General features: G+C 57.4%; 26 protein-coding genes and 1 pseudogene. All 27 read right to left on the minus strand.

Features of this window, described 5'->3' with window-relative positions; translation table 11 throughout:
• Positions 1-77: 77 nt before the first annotated feature.
• Positions 78-1,100, minus strand: a complete 1,023-nt coding sequence (locus ABLO27_RS07230) for a DNA-directed RNA polymerase subunit alpha (RefSeq protein ID WP_094071083.1) — start codon at positions 1,098-1,100, stop codon at positions 78-80.
• A 91-nt stretch (positions 1,101-1,191) separates the two neighbouring features.
• Positions 1,192-1,581: a 30S ribosomal protein S11 gene (gene rpsK / locus ABLO27_RS07235; RefSeq protein ID WP_006936427.1), complete on the minus strand. Its 390-nt coding sequence runs from the start codon at positions 1,579-1,581 to the stop codon at positions 1,192-1,194.
• Positions 1,582-1,653: 72 nt separating this feature from the next.
• Positions 1,654-2,022 (minus strand): 30S ribosomal protein S13, encoded by a 369-nt coding sequence (rpsM, locus tag ABLO27_RS07240; protein WP_353031624.1) that lies wholly within the window; start codon positions 2,020-2,022, stop codon positions 1,654-1,656.
• A 179-nt stretch (positions 2,023-2,201) separates the two neighbouring features.
• Positions 2,202-2,798 (minus strand): adenylate kinase, encoded by a 597-nt coding sequence (locus tag ABLO27_RS07245; protein WP_353031626.1) that lies wholly within the window; start codon positions 2,796-2,798, stop codon positions 2,202-2,204.
• Positions 2,795-4,126: a preprotein translocase subunit SecY gene (gene secY / locus ABLO27_RS07250; RefSeq protein WP_353031628.1), complete on the minus strand. Its 1,332-nt coding sequence runs from the start codon at positions 4,124-4,126 to the stop codon at positions 2,795-2,797. The genes ABLO27_RS07245 and secY overlap by 4 nt, the downstream gene beginning before the upstream one ends.
• 49 nt (positions 4,127-4,175) lie before the next feature.
• A complete protein-coding gene (rplO, locus tag ABLO27_RS07255) occupies positions 4,176-4,643 on the minus strand; it encodes a 50S ribosomal protein L15 (protein ID WP_353031630.1) in 468 nt (155 codons plus the stop codon).
• Positions 4,644-4,665: 22 nt separating this feature from the next.
• A complete protein-coding gene (gene rpmD, locus ABLO27_RS07260) occupies positions 4,666-4,863 on the minus strand; it encodes a 50S ribosomal protein L30 (protein ID WP_006936433.1) in 198 nt (65 codons plus the stop codon).
• Positions 4,864-4,904: 41 nt separating this feature from the next.
• Complete coding sequence (gene rpsE, locus ABLO27_RS07265) at positions 4,905-5,471, minus strand: 30S ribosomal protein S5 (protein ID WP_353031632.1); 567 nt, start codon at positions 5,469-5,471, stop codon at positions 4,905-4,907.
• Positions 5,472-5,512: 41 nt separating this feature from the next.
• Positions 5,513-5,875, minus strand: coding sequence for a 50S ribosomal protein L18 (rplR, locus tag ABLO27_RS07270; protein WP_353031634.1), 363 nt, complete (start codon positions 5,873-5,875; stop codon positions 5,513-5,515).
• A gap of 12 nt (positions 5,876-5,887) precedes the next feature.
• On the minus strand, positions 5,888-6,421 hold the full coding sequence (rplF, locus tag ABLO27_RS07275; protein ID WP_353031635.1) for a 50S ribosomal protein L6: 534 nt from the start codon (positions 6,419-6,421) through the stop codon (positions 5,888-5,890).
• Between the two features lie 41 nt (positions 6,422-6,462).
• Positions 6,463-6,861 (minus strand): 30S ribosomal protein S8, encoded by a 399-nt coding sequence (gene rpsH, locus ABLO27_RS07280; RefSeq protein ID WP_297586241.1) that lies wholly within the window; start codon positions 6,859-6,861, stop codon positions 6,463-6,465.
• A gap of 12 nt (positions 6,862-6,873) precedes the next feature.
• A complete protein-coding gene (gene rpsN / locus ABLO27_RS07285) occupies positions 6,874-7,179 on the minus strand; it encodes a 30S ribosomal protein S14 (protein ID WP_353031637.1) in 306 nt (101 codons plus the stop codon).
• Positions 7,180-7,200: 21 nt separating this feature from the next.
• On the minus strand, positions 7,201-7,758 hold the full coding sequence (gene rplE / locus ABLO27_RS07290) for a 50S ribosomal protein L5 (protein WP_353031639.1): 558 nt from the start codon (positions 7,756-7,758) through the stop codon (positions 7,201-7,203).
• A complete protein-coding gene (gene rplX, locus ABLO27_RS07295) occupies positions 7,751-8,068 on the minus strand; it encodes a 50S ribosomal protein L24 (protein WP_352942909.1) in 318 nt (105 codons plus the stop codon). The genes rplE and rplX overlap by 8 nt, the downstream gene beginning before the upstream one ends.
• Positions 8,068-8,436: a 50S ribosomal protein L14 gene (rplN, locus tag ABLO27_RS07300; protein ID WP_008191626.1), complete on the minus strand. Its 369-nt coding sequence runs from the start codon at positions 8,434-8,436 to the stop codon at positions 8,068-8,070. Before rplN ends, rplX begins: the two co-directional genes overlap by 1 nt.
• A gap of 69 nt (positions 8,437-8,505) precedes the next feature.
• On the minus strand, positions 8,506-8,736 hold the full coding sequence (gene rpsQ, locus ABLO27_RS07305) for a 30S ribosomal protein S17 (protein WP_141186217.1): 231 nt from the start codon (positions 8,734-8,736) through the stop codon (positions 8,506-8,508).
• Positions 8,737-8,746: 10 nt separating this feature from the next.
• Positions 8,747-8,947 carry a 50S ribosomal protein L29 gene (gene rpmC, locus ABLO27_RS07310; RefSeq protein WP_352942905.1) on the minus strand — a complete coding sequence of 67 codons (201 nt, stop codon included), beginning with the start codon at positions 8,945-8,947 and terminating at the stop codon, positions 8,747-8,749.
• Between the two features lie 20 nt (positions 8,948-8,967).
• A complete protein-coding gene (rplP, locus tag ABLO27_RS07315) occupies positions 8,968-9,381 on the minus strand; it encodes a 50S ribosomal protein L16 (protein WP_353031641.1) in 414 nt (137 codons plus the stop codon).
• Positions 9,382-9,428: 47 nt separating this feature from the next.
• The gene (gene rpsC / locus ABLO27_RS07320) at positions 9,429-10,157 is read right to left on the minus strand and encodes a 30S ribosomal protein S3 (protein WP_353031643.1); all 729 of its coding nucleotides are present in this window, start codon (positions 10,155-10,157) and stop codon (positions 9,429-9,431) included.
• Positions 10,157-10,537, minus strand: a complete 381-nt coding sequence (rplV, locus tag ABLO27_RS07325) for a 50S ribosomal protein L22 (RefSeq protein ID WP_353031645.1) — start codon at positions 10,535-10,537, stop codon at positions 10,157-10,159. The genes rpsC and rplV overlap by 1 nt, the downstream gene beginning before the upstream one ends.
• Positions 10,538-10,539: 2 nt before the next feature.
• Positions 10,540-10,818: a 30S ribosomal protein S19 gene (gene rpsS / locus ABLO27_RS07330; protein WP_148632529.1), complete on the minus strand. Its 279-nt coding sequence runs from the start codon at positions 10,816-10,818 to the stop codon at positions 10,540-10,542.
• Between the two features lie 12 nt (positions 10,819-10,830).
• Positions 10,831-11,664: a 50S ribosomal protein L2 gene (rplB, locus tag ABLO27_RS07335; RefSeq protein WP_297586254.1), complete on the minus strand. Its 834-nt coding sequence runs from the start codon at positions 11,662-11,664 to the stop codon at positions 10,831-10,833.
• 18 nt (positions 11,665-11,682) lie between these two features.
• Positions 11,683-11,976, minus strand: coding sequence for a 50S ribosomal protein L23 (locus tag ABLO27_RS07340; RefSeq protein WP_352942897.1), 294 nt, complete (start codon positions 11,974-11,976; stop codon positions 11,683-11,685).
• Positions 11,973-12,593: a 50S ribosomal protein L4 gene (gene rplD, locus ABLO27_RS07345; protein ID WP_353031647.1), complete on the minus strand. Its 621-nt coding sequence runs from the start codon at positions 12,591-12,593 to the stop codon at positions 11,973-11,975. The genes ABLO27_RS07340 and rplD overlap by 4 nt, the downstream gene beginning before the upstream one ends.
• Positions 12,593-13,303, minus strand: coding sequence for a 50S ribosomal protein L3 (gene rplC / locus ABLO27_RS07350; RefSeq protein ID WP_352942892.1), 711 nt, complete (start codon positions 13,301-13,303; stop codon positions 12,593-12,595). Before rplC ends, rplD begins: the two co-directional genes overlap by 1 nt.
• Positions 13,304-13,326: 23 nt before the next feature.
• Entirely contained in the window at positions 13,327-13,635 is a 309-nt protein-coding gene (gene rpsJ / locus ABLO27_RS07355; RefSeq protein ID WP_006936455.1) for a 30S ribosomal protein S10, read from the minus strand.
• 72 nt (positions 13,636-13,707) lie between these two features.
• A pseudogene (tuf, locus tag ABLO27_RS07360) lies at positions 13,708-14,110 on the minus strand (elongation factor Tu); the annotation flags it as partial.

Raw genomic sequence — 14,110 nt, forward strand, 5'->3', positions numbered from 1 at the left:
CCCTCTCCTTTTTCTTTCAGGCAGTCAGCTAATGTTGAAGCTCTTGCCTGGTTGATCCTTAGGGACGCGTACGCCCCTCAATACTGATGGTCTTCGTAGCGCTTGGCGAGATCGTCGATGTTCTCAGGCGGCCAGTTGGCGACTTCCATGCCGAGATGGAGACCCATCTGGGCGAGAACTTCCTTGATTTCGTTGAGCGACTTGCGGCCGAAATTCGGGGTCCGCAGCATTTCCGCTTCGGTCTTCTGAATGAGATCGCCAATATAAACGATATTGTCGTTCTTCAGGCAGTTTGCAGACCGGACAGACAGTTCCAGCTCGTCGACTTTCTTCAGAAGCGCAGGGTTGAAAGCCAGTTCCGGGACGGTGTCCTCGGCGACTTCACGCTGCGGCTCTTCGAAGTTGACGAAGATGGAGAGCTGATCCTGCAGAATGCGCGCTGCGAATGCCACGGCATCATCCGGCTTGACGGAACCATCGGTTTCGACAGTCAGGGTCAGCTTATCGTAGTCAAGAACCTGGCCTTCACGGGTATTTTCAACCTTGTAGGAGACCTTCTTGACCGGAGAGTAGAGGCTGTCGACCGGGATCAGGCCGATCGGTGCATCTTCCGGGCGGTTACGGTCCGAGGAATGATAGCCCTTGCCGGTGTTGACGGTGAATTCCATGCGGATTTCAGCGCCTTCATCAAGCGTGCAGAGCACCAGTTCCGGGTTGAGAACTTCAACGTCGCCGACGGTCTGGATGTCACCAGCAGTCACAACACCCGGGCCCTGCTTGCGCACGACCATGCGCTTCGGACCTTCGCCTTCCATACGGATGGCGATTTCCTTGATGTTGAGAACGATGTCGGTGACGTCTTCCCGAACGCCCGGTATCGAAGAGAACTCGTGCAGAACGCCGTCGATCTGAACAGCGGTCACGGCAGCACCCTGAAGCGAAGACAGCAGGATACGGCGCAGCGCGTTGCCCAAGGTCAGACCGTAGCCACGCTCGAGAGGCTCGGCAACAACGGTTGCCAAGAAGCGCGGATCTTCACCCGGCTTGATCTCGAGTTTGGTCGGCTTGATCAGTTCTTGCCAGTTTTTTTGAATGGTCACGTTTTCGTCCCTTCGGCTATCCCGCCTGGCACTTCCAAGTCCAGGCCATTCTTTGCCATTTGGAGAAACAGGTACCTAAAGCTGGGAAGCCTTAGACGCGGCGGCGCTTGCGCGGACGGCAGCCATTGTGCGGGATCGGCGTCACGTCACGGATGGACGTGATGAGGAAACCGGCAGCCTGCAGAGCGCGAAGAGCAGATTCACGACCAGAACCTGGACCACGGACTTCAACTTCCAGAGTGCGCATGCCGTGCTCGGCAGCTTTCTTCGCTGCATCTTCAGCAGCAACCTGAGCAGCATACGGCGTGGACTTACGAGAGCCCTTGAAACCGAGAGCGCCGGCAGACGACCATGAAATCGCATTGCCCTGTGCATCGGTGATCGTAATCATGGTGTTGTTGAACGTGGAGTTCACATGCGCAACGCCAGAAGAGATGTTCTTGCGCTCGCGGCGACGCACGCGCGTCGTGTCTTTAGCCATTCTCTTATCCTTGTATTGATCTCGTCACTGCCGTAATTCCGGCAGCTCCACCACCAATCGCGGTGTTGATGATTATTTCTTCTTACCTGCGATCGGCTTCGCCGGACCCTTGCGGGTACGTGCGTTTGTGTGCGTCCGCTGACCACGAACCGGAAGGCCGCGGCGGTGACGCAGGCCGCGGTAGCAGCCAAGGTCCATAAGACGCTTGATGTTCATTGCAGTCTCACGACGAAGATCACCTTCCACGAGATAATCGCGGTCGATGGTTTCGCGGATGGACAGAACTTCAGCGTCGGAAAGTTCGTTCACACGGCGGGCCGCGTCGATGTTGTTCTTTTCGACGATTTCCTGGGCAAATTTCTTGCCGATGCCGTGAATGTACTGAAGCGCGATGACAACGCGCTTGTTTGTCGGGATGTTAACGCCAGCAATACGTGCCACGTTCGTCTCCATGTTAAGCGGCAGATGCAGGACCTGTCCGCAGTGGGTAATACCCGCGTCCGGTGGAGTCCGGCCCTTGCGGGGTACGAATATGCCGGGCAGCACCCGGCACAGAGAATGCCGGTCCCACATACATGGAACCGGCTAAACTTTCTGATAGAGCGCGTCCTTTAGCCGCTCTACACCTCTTCGTCAAGTCCTTGAAGCAGGCTTTCTACGGAAGCCGAGACTTCATCAATGGACTGCATGCCATCAATCACGGAAAGATGGCCTGACTTCTCGTAATACGGCACAACGACTGCAGTATCCCGATTGTATGCTTCAAGCCTTTGCTTGAAGACTTCCGGGTCATCATCTTTGCGCACCGGCTGTCCGGCAGCCTTTGCATCTTCGGCCCGTTTGACGATTCGGTCGACGAGTTTGGTCTGGTCCACCCGCAGTTCGAGAACGGCATTCAACTTGAGACCATTGGCCTCCAGCATATCGTCGAGTGCTTCGGCCTGAGCCAGGGTCCGCGGAAAGCCATCGAGAATGAAACCGTTCCTGGCATCATCCTCAGCGATCCGGTCGCGAATGATTCCAACGACAATTTCGTCAGAAACCAAACCACCGGCATCCATGACTTCCTTGGCCTTGAGCCCGATCGGAGTCTCTGCGGCGACAGCTGCCCGCAACATGTCGCCAGTCGACAGTTGCGGAATGCCGTATTTCTCAACGAGGCGGGTGGCTTGCGTCCCCTTCCCCGCTCCTGGCGGTCCAACCAGAATTAGCCTCATCGACGTCTCCCCCTGAGTTTAGCTTTCTTCACCAGCCCCTCATATTGATGCGCGAGCAGATGGCCCTGGATCTGAGACACGGTATCCATTGTCACGCTAACGACAATCAACAAAGAGGTTCCACCGAAATAGAACGGAACGCCCGTCGCTGAAATGAGGAATTCGGGTAATAGACAAACGATGGTGATGTAAATCGCACCTACGACCGTGATCCGGGTCAGGACATGGTCGATATACTGCGCCGTCCGTTCCCCTGGACGGATGCCCGGAATGAAGCCGCCATGCTTTTTGAGATTATCAGCGGTGTCGCTCGGGTTGAACACGATTGCCGTGTAGAAGAAACAGAAGAAGATGATCATCGCGGCGTAGAACACCATGAACAACGGCTGGCCGTGGCCAAGCGCTGCTGTGATGTACGTAAGCCACTCGTTACCTGCACCCTGACCGAAACCGGACAATGTTGCTGGCACGAGAAGCAGTGAAGAAGCGAAGATCGGCGGGATAACACCTGCTGTATTGAGCTTCAAAGGCAGGAACGAGGTGTTGCCCTCGAACATGCGATTGCCCATCTGGCGTTTCGGATACTGGATCAGAAGACGGCGTTGAGCGCGCTCCATGAACACGATGAACGCAATCACGACGACAGCAAGAATGATAACCGCAAGAATAATCCAGGTTGCGAGTGATCCCTGACGGCCAAGTTCAAGTGTCTGAACAATGGCAGACGGGAGACCGGCGACAATCCCTGCGAAAATGATCAGCGAAATACCGTTACCGATGCCGCGCGAAGTGATCTGCTCACCAAGCCACATCAGGAACATGGTGCCACCGACCAGTGTAATCACTGTCGAAGCACGGAAGAACCAGCCCGGATCTGTCACAACGTTGGCTGCGCCTTCAAGGCCAACTGCAATCCCGTAAGCCTGGAAGGCCGCAAGAATCACTGTGCCGTAGCGCGTGTACTGGTTGATGACTTTCCGGCCTTGTTCGCCTTCCTTTTTCATCTGCTCGAGAGACGGCACAACCGTCGTCATGAGCTGCATGATAATGGAAGCCGAGATATAGGGCATGATGCCGAGGGCGAAGATCGCCATACGCTCGACAGCCCCACCGGCAAACATGTTGAACATGCCGATGATACCGGATTGGGCCTGACTAAAGGCCTGCGCGAAAGCTTCCGGGTTGATACCGGGCATCGGAATATAGGTGCCCAGTCGATAAACCAAAAGCGCCCCTAGCGTGAACCAGATGCGCTTTTTGAGTTCTTCAGCCTTGGCGAAAGCTGAGAAATTAAGATTTGACGCCAGTTGCTCGGCGGCCGATGCCATGCCCTACTCCGGTCGAATGCTAGCCCACAAATGGGAAAAGCCCAGGCTGTTAAGCCTGAGCTCCCAGAACGGCAACCTTGCCGCCCGCTTTTTCGATAGCTGCCACTGCACCTTTGGAGGCGCCAGCAACTTCAAAGGTCACTGCTGCGGTGAGTTCACCGTTAGCAACGATGCGCACGCCGTCGCGGACCCGCTTGACAACGCCTGCAGCCTTCAGCGCTTCGACGGTTACCGTCTCGGAAACGTTGAGCTTGCCTGCATCAATGGCCTTCTGAACACGGCCAACGGATACAGTGTTGTAATCCTTGGCAAAAATGTTCGTAAAACCGCGCTTCGGCAGACGGCGGTGAAGCGGCATCTGACCGCCTTCAAAGCCTTTGATCGCAACGCCAGAACGGGACTTCTGACCCTTTACGCCGCGGCCGCCGGTCTTGCCTTTGCCAGAACCGATACCGCGTCCAACGCGAGTGCGCTCTTTTACTGCACCTTCGTTGTCACGAAGTTCGTTGAGCTTCATGTTTTCTCTCCTCACCCCGTTCTTATGCGTTGTCTTCGACGACGCGAACGAGATGCTGGACCTTATTGATCATGCCGCGCACTTCAGGAGTATCCTTCAGCGTGGAACGGCGGTGCATCTTGTTCAGGCCGAGACCGACGAGCGTCGCGCGCTGGTCCTTCGGACGGCGCAGCGGGCTGCCGATCTGTTCGACCGTGACAGTCTTTTCGGTGTTCGCCATGGAACCTACCCTCTCTCAGCTGGGGACCGGAGCCGCTAAGGTCAAGCCTCAGCGGCAGCCGGAGCCGCCTCTTCGTTGTTGTCACGACGCCGAGACTGCAGCACAGAGACCTTCAGGCCACGGCGGGCAGCGACGGAGCGCGGGCTGTCTTCCTTGGTCAGTGCAGCAAAAGTTGCACGAACCATGTTGTAGGGGTTTGAAGTCCCCAGCGACTTGGCCACAACGTCCTGAACACCAAGGGTTTCGAATACTGCACGCATCGGACCACCTGCGATGATACCGGTACCAGCCGGAGCGGCACGCAGCAGCACTTTACCAGCACCGTGACGGCCTTCCACATCGTGGTGCAGCGTCCGGCCTTCGCGCAGCGGCACACGGATCATGGTGCGCTTTGCAGCTTCTGTTGCTTTGCGGATGGCTTCCGGCACTTCACGCGCCTTGCCATGACCGAAGCCGACACGGCCCTTCTGATCACCAACCACTACCAGTGCAGCGAAGCCGAAACGACGGCCACCCTTGACCACCTTGGCAACACGGTTGATGTGAACGAGCTTGTCGACGAATTCGCTGTCTCGCTCTTCGCGATCGCGATTTTCTTGTCTCGCCATTTTATACGTCTTCCGTTCTTAAGAGCGCCAACGGGCGCTGGTCAGAATTCAAGTCCACCTTCACGGGCAGCATCGGCAAGCGCTTTGACGCGCCCGTGATACATGTACCCGCCACGGTCGAACACGACCTGCTTGATGCCGGCTGCGGTTGCGCGCTCGGCGACAAGCTTGCCAACAGCTGCTGCAGCAGCAACGTCGGCGCCCGTTTTCAGGCTGCCCTTGAGATCTGTTTCGATCGTTGAAGCAGAGGCAATCGTGTGCCCCTTCGCGTCGTCAATGATCTGGGCGTAGATCTGCTTCGACGAGCGGAAGATAGAAAGGCGCGGGCGTCCGCCGGCGGCTTTCTTGATCGAACGGCGCACGCGATCGCGGCGGCGCTCGAAAGCTTGTTTGCTGTTCGCCATGATCTGGGTCCGTTACTTCTTCTTGCCTTCTTTGCGGACGATGAACTCGTCTGCATAACGAACGCCTTTGCCTTTGTAGGGCTCCGGCGGGCGGAATTCGCGGATTTCAGCCGCTACCTGGCCGACGCGTTGCTTGTCGGTTCCAGCAATGCTGATTTCCGTCGGTTTCGGGCACTTGATTTCGATGCCTTCCGGAATCGGATAGACAACATCATGCGAGAAACCCAATGCCAGCTGAAGATTCTGGCCCTGGACCTGGGCACGGTAACCAACACCGGTAATTGCCAGGTCTTTCTTGAAGCCCTCGGTCACACCGGTAATCAGGTTTGCAACCATCGTCCGACTCATGCCCCACATGGAGCGTGCCGGCTTGGAAGTGTTGAGCGGATCAATCTTGATCCCATCGTCCGTCATTTCGGCCAGAACAAGATCATTGAGCACGAAAGACTTTTCGCCTTTCGGGCCCTTGATCGTAACCGTCTGACCGTCGATCGATGCCGTTACCCCGCTTGGCACGGGGACTGGCTTTTTGCCAATACGAGACATTTGACCAACCTTGTCGTTTTTTCAAAAGCGAGGAAGCCGCGTCAGAAGACGCGGCAAAGAACCTCACCACCTACATTTTCATCACGCGCTTGATGGTCACTCATGACACCACGCGGAGTCGAAATGATCGACACGCCCAGGCCATTAGAGACATGCGGGATGTTTTTCACCGATGAGTACACGCGGCGACCCGGCTTGGATACCCGCTCAATCGTGCGGATTACCGGTTCACCATCGAAATACTTCAGTTCGATTTCCAACTCGGACTTACCGCCCTCGTAGTCAACCGTGGTGTAGCCACGGATGTAACCTTCTTTTGCGAGCACATCAAGTACATGAGCGCGCAATTTGGAATTTGGTGAGCTAACCTTGTTCTTGCGACGCATCTGTGCGTTGCGAATCCGGGTCAGCATATCCCCCAACGGATCAGAAATTGCCATCGGAGTTTCTCCTTACCAGCTCGACTTGACCAGGCCCGGGATTTTACCCAGGGAACCCAGTTCACGAAGCGCAATACGCGACATCTTCAGCTTGCGGTAGTAACCGCGCGGACGGCCGGACACTTCGCAGCGATTGCGAACGCGGTTCGGCGCGGAGTTCCGCGGCAGTTTCGCCAGCTTCAGGCGGGCATTGTAGCGCTCTTCCAGAGACAGGCTTTCATCTTTAGCCATTGCCTTCAGAGCTGCACGCTTCTCAGCATATTTCTCGACAAGCTTCTCGCGGCGCTTGTTTTTCTCGATTGCGCTTTTCTTCGCCATCGTCGTTCCTCTCCTTGCCCGTTACTTCGTGAACGGGAAGTTGAACGCGCGCAGAAGCTCGCGCGCCTCGTCATCGTTCGGCGCCGTTGTGCAAACAATCACGTCCATACCCCAGATCTGATCGACTTTGTCGTACTCGATTTCCGGGAACACGATGTGTTCTTTGATGCCCATGGCGTAGTTGCCGCGACCGTCGAAGCTCTTCGGATTCAGACCACGGAAGTCACGAACGCGCGGCAGCGCGATTGTGATCAGACGATCCATGAATTCGTACATCTGCTGACGGCGCAGGGTCACTTTCACACCAAGCGGCATGCCTTCACGAACCTTGAAGGTCGCGATGGACTTTTTCGCCTTGGTGATGACCGGCTTCTGACCGGCAATAGCTGCCAGATCTTCAGCAGCAATGCGAGCCTTCTTGGAGTCGCCAACGGCTTCTCCAACGCCGATGTTCAGGACGATTTTTTCCAGTTGCGGAACCTGCATGACGTTCTTGTACTGGAATTTTTCCTGAAGCTGCTTGCGCACGACTTCATCATAGTGCGTCCTAAGACGCGGCACGTTAGTGGTCTCAGCCATCGATCAGGTCTCCCGAACGCTTGGCCACACGGACCTTGGTACCATCGTCCTGCGCTTTGAAGCCGACGCGAGTCGCCTTGCCGTCCTTCGGATCGGCCAGTGCGATGTTGGACATGTGGATCGGTGCCTCTTTGGACACGATGCCAGCTTCCTGCGTCTGGGTCTGCTTCTGGTGGCGGCGGACCATGTTGATGCCACGGACCAGGGCCTTGTTGTCAGTCGGCAGAACCTGAATGACTTCGCCGGACTTACCCTTGTCACGGCCGGTCAGTACGACCACCGTGTCGCCTTTTTTAATTTTCGCAGCCATCAGAGCACCTCCGGCGCGAGCGAAATGATTTTCATGTGGTTCTTTGCGCGGAGTTCACGCGGCACCGGACCAAAGATACGGGTGCCGACAGGCTCCTTGTTGTTGTTGACCAGCACGGCCGCATTGCGGTCGAACCGGATCACGCTGCCATCGGGACGGCGGATATCCTTTGCCGTGCGCACGACGACAGCCTTCATCACGTCGCCCTTTTTAACGCGGCCCCGCGGAATAGCCTCTTTGACGGAAACGACGATAATGTCGCCTACCTGGGCGTATTTGCGCTTGGAGCCGCCGAGCACTTTGATGCACATGACACGACGAGCGCCGGAATTGTCCGCGACGTCGAGGTTTGTTTGCATCTGAATCATGACTGGCTGCCTTGTTCTTCTATTGGCGCTCGGGTCACGGGCGCCTGATGCTCACTGAATGGAGCGTGGTCACTGAGTGACCACTGTCCAACGTTTGTTTTTAGAGATCGGCGCGCACTCTTCAATCTGAACAGAGTCGCCAACCTTGTACTGGTTGCTTTCGTCGTGTGCGCGGTACTTCTTGGTCCGGCGCACAGTCTTTTTCAGCAGCGGGTGCGTGAAGCGGCGCTCCACATTCACCGTCACCGTTTTGTCATTGGCGTCGCTGACAACGGTGCCCTGCAGGATACGCTTCGGCATGGCCGTCTCCTTACGCGTTCGCCGACACGCGCTTTTCGCGCATGATCGTCTGGATACGCGCGATGTCGCGGCGGATCTGCCGGACACGCGCAGTGTTTTCAAGCTGACCCGTGGCTCTCTGGAAGCGCAGGTTGAACTGCTCTTTCTTCAAACCTTCGAGCTCGGTGCGGAGCTCATCGAGGGTCTTAGCCCGTACATCGGTAGCCTTCATGGCTTAACTCCTCGCCTGCCTTACTCGCCGATACGCTGAACGAAACGGCACTTGATCGGCAGTTTGGCAGCCGCAAGACGCATGGCTTCACGCGCAATGTCTTCCGACACACCATCGATTTCGAACATGATCCGGCCAGGCTTGACACGGCAAGCCCAATAATCCGGAGAACCCTTACCTTTACCCATGCGGACTTCGGCTGGTTTCGAAGAAACCGGAACGTCCGGGAAGATACGGATCCAAACACGACCCGCACGCTTCATGTGACGGGTCATAGCACGACGGGCCGCTTCGATCTGGCGTGCAGTCACACGCTCCGGCTCCAAAGCCTTCAGACCGAATGCGCCGAAGTTGAGGTCAGTCCCCCCCTTCGACAAGCCGTGGATGCGGCCTTTGTGCTGCTTGCGGAACTTTGTGCGCTTCGGTTGCAGCATCGTTCTTCTCTCGTCTTTCTTATCTTACGAGCGGCAGGCAGCTTAAATTAAGCTGCGCGCTCGCGGCCCCGATCCCGGCGTCCGCCGCGATCACCCTGGCTACCTTCGGAAGCAGCAGCCGCACGGCGTTCAGACGCCATCGGGTCATGCTCCAGAATTTCACCCTTGAAGATCCAGACCTTCACACCGCACACGCCATAAGCCGTGTGAGCGGACGCAACACCGTAGTCGATGTCGGCACGCAGAGTGTGAAGCGGCACGCGGCCTTCACGGTACCATTCGATACGTGCGATTTCCGCACCGCCGAGACGGCCACCGCAGTTGATCCGGATGCCCTGTGCGCCGAGACGCATAGCGGACTGAACAGCCCGTTTCATGGCACGACGGAATGCAACACGGCGCTCCAGCTGCTGAGCGATAGAAGCGGCTACCAGGGTCGCATCGATTTCCGGCTTACGCACTTCAACGATGTTGAGATGCACTTCCGAATTGGTGATGTCGGCAATCTTCTTGCGAAGACGCTCGATGTCGGCACCCTTCTTACCGATGACCACACCCGGACGACCGGAGTGAATGGACACGCGGCACTTTTTGTGCGGGCGCTCGATAACTACTTTGGAAACCGCTGCCTGCTTCAGTTCCTTCAGGAGGAACTCACGGATACGGAAGTCTTCATGAAGAAGATCGCCATACTCGTTCTTGTTAGCGTACCAGCGGGAATCCCAGGTGCGGTTGATCCCGAGGCGCATGCCGATCGGGTTTACTTTATGTCCCATCAGGCAGACTCCTCAACTTCGCGCACAACGATGGTCAGGTTCGAGAAAGGCTTCTCGATCCGGCCAACACGTCCGCGTGCACGGGCCTGGAAGCGCTTGATGACAAATGCCTTGCCAACATGTGCTTCGGCAACCACCAGGTTGTCGATATCCAGCTCGTGATTGTTTTCCGCGTTGGCTACGGCAGACATCAGGGTTTTCTTGACATCCTGCGCAATGCGCTTGCGGGAGAACGTCAGGTCCGCGATCGCGGATCCGACTTTTTTGCCACGGATCGAGGCCGCAACGAGGTTCAGCTTACGCGGAGAAACGCGTATCATGCGGGTCATTGCCCGAGCCTCATTGTCAGCGAGCGTCCGCTCACTCTTCGGCTTACCCATCGTTACTTCCTCTTCGCCTTCTTGTCGGCGCCGTGTCCGTAGTAGGTCCGGGTCGGAGAAAACTCGCCGAACTTGTGACCAATCATCTCTTCAGACACCAGCACCGGAACGTGCTTTTGACCGTTGTAGACGCCGAAGGTCAAACCTACGAACTGCGGCAGGATCGTTGAGCGGCGGCTCCAGGTCTTGATGACCTCGTTCCGGCCGGACTCACGTACCTTGTCCGCTTTCTTAAGCAGATACCCGTCGACAAACGGACCTTTCCAGATCGAACGTGCCACGATCCTTGCCCTTTACTTCTTACGCGCGTGGCGGCTGCGGACGATATACTTATCAGTCTGCTTATTGCGCCGCGTGCGCTTACCTTTGGTCGGTTTACCCCAAGGAGTAACCGGATGACGACCGCCGGAGGTCCGGCCTTCACCACCACCGTGCGGGTGGTCGATCGGGTTCATGGCAACACCGCGAGTATGCGGACGAATGCCAAGCCAGCGGGAACGGCCAGCCTTGCCGAGGTTGATGTTGGCGTGGTCCGGGTTGGACACGGCGCCAATCGTAGCCATGCAAGTGCCAAGTACACGGCGCTGCTCGCCAGACATCAGGCGCAGCGTGGTGTAACCCTGGTCGCGGCCGACGATCTGGACGAACGCACCAGCAGAACGAGCGATCTGGGCGCCTTTGCCCGGCTTCAGCTCGATGTTGTGAACGATCGTACCAACCGGGATGCGCGACAGAGGTGCAGCGTTGCCCGGCTTAACGTCGACGTTTTCACCAGCAACAACGGTGTCGCCTGCTGCGAGACGCTGCGGAGCCAGAATGTAGCTCAGCTCGCCGTCTTCATAGCGGATCAGCGCGATGAATGCGGTCCGGTTCGGATCGTATTCCAGACGCTCGACCGTTGCCGGTACGTCCCACTTGCGGCGTTTGAAGTCAACAAGACGGTAGGACCGCTTGTGACCGCCACCACGGTTCGGAGACGTCAGACGACCGGTGTTGTTACGGCCACCGGACTTGGACAGGCCTTCGGTCAGAGTCTTGACCGGCTTGCCCTTCCACAGACCGGAGCGGTCAACCTGTACCAGCTGACGGCGGCCTGGGGACGTCGGATTGAATGTCTTAAGTGCCATTTTCTAAAAGTCCCCGTCTTAGAGCCCGGTGGTCACGTCAATACCGTGACCTTCCTGCAGCGTAACGACGGCCTTCTTGAAGTCTGATTGGCGGCCAAGACGTCCGCGGAAGCGCTTGACCTTGCCCTTGCGGACCAGGGTGTTCACTGCCGTGACCTTGACACCGAACAGCGCTTCGACTGCGGCCTTGATTTCCGGCTTCGTCGCGTCACCCGCAACCTTGAAGACAACCTTGTTCTCTTCGGAAGCCATCGTCGACTTTTCGGTGATTACCGGGCCGACGATTTTGTCGTAGTGAGGAAGATTGCTCATTTAAAGCGCTCCTCAAGTGCGGACACCGCAGCCTTGGTCAACACCAGAGTGTTGGCCCGCAGGATGTCGTAGACGTTGATGCCCTGTACCGGCAGCACATCCACGTACGGAATGTTGCGAGATGCCAGAGCGAAGTTGTTGTCGACTTCGGCGCCGTCGATAACCAGTGCACTGGAAAGGCCGAGTTTACCCAGCTTTTCTTTCAGAGCCTTGGTTTTCGCTTCGGCTGCCTTAGCGTCTTCAACGACGACGATGCTGTCTGCCTTTGCTTTCGCGGACAGAGCGTGCTTCAGGCCGAGGGCGCGAACCTTCTTCGGCAGGTCGTGGCCGTGGTCGCGAACGACCGGACCGAATGCCTTGCCACCACCGCGGAACTGCGGGGCCTTCTTGTTGCCGTGACGAGCGCCCCCGGAACCTTTCTGGCGAACGAACTTCTTCGTCGTACCGGAAACTTCCGAACGCTGCAGCGTCTTGTGGGTGCCTGCCTGGCGCTTGGCCAGCTGCCAACGCACCACACGGTGGATCAAATCGGTGCGCGGCTCGAGACCGAAGATCTCGTCAGACACCGTGATCGAACCGGCCGCCCCGCCTTCGAGGGTCTTGACCTGGAGTTCCATCACTCACTCTCCTTCCCGGCAGCCGCAGTCGCTTCGGACGCTTTGAAAGCACCCGGAACCGGAACGTTTTCCGGCAGCGCCTTTTTGATCGCGTCGCGGACCAGGATCCAGCCGCCCTTGGCGCCCGGAACAGAGCCCTCGACCATGATCAGGCCACGCTCAACATCAGTGCGCACAACCTTGAGGTTCTGCGTGGTCACGCGGGCATCACCCATATGACCGGCCATTTTCTTGCCCTTGAACACGCGGCCCGGGTCCTGACACTGACCGGTGGAACCGTGTGAACGGTGCGAGATCGAGTTACCGTGAGATGCACGGCCGCCGCCGAAGTTGTGGCGCTTCATCGCACCGGCAAAACCTTTACCGATCGAAGTACCGGTCACGTCGACGAACTGGCCTTCGACGTAATGGTCGGCGGTCAATTCCGCGCCAACGTCGATCATGTTGTCCGCGGAGACGCGGAACTCGGCAACAGTCCGCTTCGGCTCAACCTTTGCAACGGCAAAGTGGCCGCGCAGTGCCTTCGGCGTATTCTTTACTTTACGGGTACCTGCACCGAGCTGCAGTGCATTGTAACCGTTCTTTTCGTCAGTCCGCTGAGCTACCACCTGGCAATTTTCCAGCCGCAGAACAGTGACCGGAACATGCTCGCCTGCATCGTTGTAGATGCGGGTCATGCCCACTTTCTGAGCGATCACTCCAGAACGCATGGATGTGTCCCCTTCCGCCCGGCTTACAGCTTGATCTCGACGTCGACACCAGCTGCCAGGTCGAGCTTCATCAGCGCGTCCACGGTCTGGGGAGTCGGATCGACGATGTCGAGAAGACGCTTGTGCGTACGCATCTCGAACTGATCGCGGCTTTTCTTATCGATATGCGGTCCGCGAAGTACGGTGTACTTCTCGATCCGCGTCGGCAGCGGCACGGGACCCCGTACCTGAGCACCGGTCCGCTTGGCCGTATTGACGATCTCCTTGGTGGAGGCGTCGAGAATACGGTGGTCAAACGCCTTGAGGCGGATCCGGATATTCTGACCGTTCATTGTTATTGTTCCCAATAAGACTGCGGGCCTGCCCGCGTTTTGCTCAAAAGTGCCGGCAGGCCCGGCTGTCGATTATTCTACGATGGAAGCGACGACGCCGGCGCCGACGGTACGGCCACCTTCGCGGATAGCGAAGCGCAGGCCTTCTTCCATGGCGATCGGCACGATCAGCTCAACGTCAACGGAGACGTTGTCGCCCGGCATCACCATTTCCGTGCCTTCCGGCAGAGAAACCACACCAGTCACGTCCGTCGTACGGAAGTAGAACTGCGGGCGGTAGTTGGTGAAGAACGGGGTGTGACGACCACCTTCTTCCTTGGTGAGGATGTAAGCCTCAGCCTTGAACTTCGTGTGCGGGGTAACCGAACCCGGCTTACACAGAACCTGACCGCGCTCAACTTCTTCACGGCCGACACCGCGGATAAGTGCGCCGATGTTGTCGCCTGCTTCACCGCTGTCCAGCAGCTTGCGGAAC

This window comes from Roseibium sp. SCP15, from assembly GCF_040329435.1.
Taxonomy (GTDB): domain Bacteria; phylum Pseudomonadota; class Alphaproteobacteria; order Rhizobiales; family Stappiaceae; genus Roseibium.

Coding starts and splice junctions, on each gene's coding strand:
- rpsK (WP_006936427.1), bottom strand. CDS start 1,581: ATGGCTAAAGACACGACGCGCGTGCGTCGCCGCGAGCGCAAGAACATC.
- ABLO27_RS07245 (WP_353031626.1), bottom strand. CDS start 2,798: ATGAGGCTAATTCTGGTTGGACCGCCAGGAGCGGGGAAGGGGACGCAA.
- secY (WP_353031628.1), bottom strand. CDS start 4,126: ATGGCATCGGCCGCCGAGCAACTGGCGTCAAATCTTAATTTCTCAGCT.
- rplO (WP_353031630.1), bottom strand. CDS start 4,643: ATGAAGCTCAACGAACTTCGTGACAACGAAGGTGCAGTAAAAGAGCGC.
- rpmD (WP_006936433.1), bottom strand. CDS start 4,863: ATGGCGAACACCGAAAAGACTGTCACGGTCGAACAGATCGGCAGCCCG.
- rpsE (WP_353031632.1), bottom strand. CDS start 5,471: ATGGCGAGACAAGAAAATCGCGATCGCGAAGAGCGAGACAGCGAATTC.
- rplR (WP_353031634.1), bottom strand. CDS start 5,875: ATGGCGAACAGCAAACAAGCTTTCGAGCGCCGCCGCGATCGCGTGCGC.
- rplF (WP_353031635.1), bottom strand. CDS start 6,421: ATGTCTCGTATTGGCAAAAAGCCAGTCCCCGTGCCAAGCGGGGTAACG.
- rpsH (WP_297586241.1), bottom strand. CDS start 6,861: ATGGCAATTTCTGATCCGTTGGGGGATATGCTGACCCGGATTCGCAAC.
- rpsN (WP_353031637.1), bottom strand. CDS start 7,179: ATGGCGAAGAAAAGCGCAATCGAGAAAAACAAGCGCCGCGAGAAGCTT.
- rplE (WP_353031639.1), bottom strand. CDS start 7,758: ATGGCTGAGACCACTAACGTGCCGCGTCTTAGGACGCACTATGATGAA.
- rplX (WP_352942909.1), bottom strand. CDS start 8,068: ATGGCTGCGAAAATTAAAAAAGGCGACACGGTGGTCGTACTGACCGGC.
- rplN (WP_008191626.1), bottom strand. CDS start 8,436: ATGATTCAGATGCAAACAAACCTCGACGTCGCGGACAATTCCGGCGCT.
- rpsQ (WP_141186217.1), bottom strand. CDS start 8,736: ATGCCGAAGCGTATCCTGCAGGGCACCGTTGTCAGCGACGCCAATGAC.
- rpmC (WP_352942905.1), bottom strand. CDS start 8,947: ATGAAGGCTACCGATGTACGGGCTAAGACCCTCGATGAGCTCCGCACC.
- rplP (WP_353031641.1), bottom strand. CDS start 9,381: ATGCTGCAACCGAAGCGCACAAAGTTCCGCAAGCAGCACAAAGGCCGC.
- rpsC (WP_353031643.1), bottom strand. CDS start 10,157: ATGGGACATAAAGTAAACCCGATCGGCATGCGCCTCGGGATCAACCGC.
- rplV (WP_353031645.1), bottom strand. CDS start 10,537: ATGGGTAAGCCGAAGAGTGAGCGGACGCTCGCTGACAATGAGGCTCGG.
- rplB (WP_297586254.1), bottom strand. CDS start 11,664: ATGGCACTTAAGACATTCAATCCGACGTCCCCAGGCCGCCGTCAGCTG.
- ABLO27_RS07340 (WP_352942897.1), bottom strand. CDS start 11,976: ATGAGCAATCTTCCTCACTACGACAAAATCGTCGGCCCGGTAATCACC.
- rplD (WP_353031647.1), bottom strand. CDS start 12,593: ATGGAACTCCAGGTCAAGACCCTCGAAGGCGGGGCGGCCGGTTCGATC.
- rplC (WP_352942892.1), bottom strand. CDS start 13,303: ATGCGTTCTGGAGTGATCGCTCAGAAAGTGGGCATGACCCGCATCTAC.
- rpsJ (WP_006936455.1), bottom strand. CDS start 13,635: ATGAACGGTCAGAATATCCGGATCCGCCTCAAGGCGTTTGACCACCGT.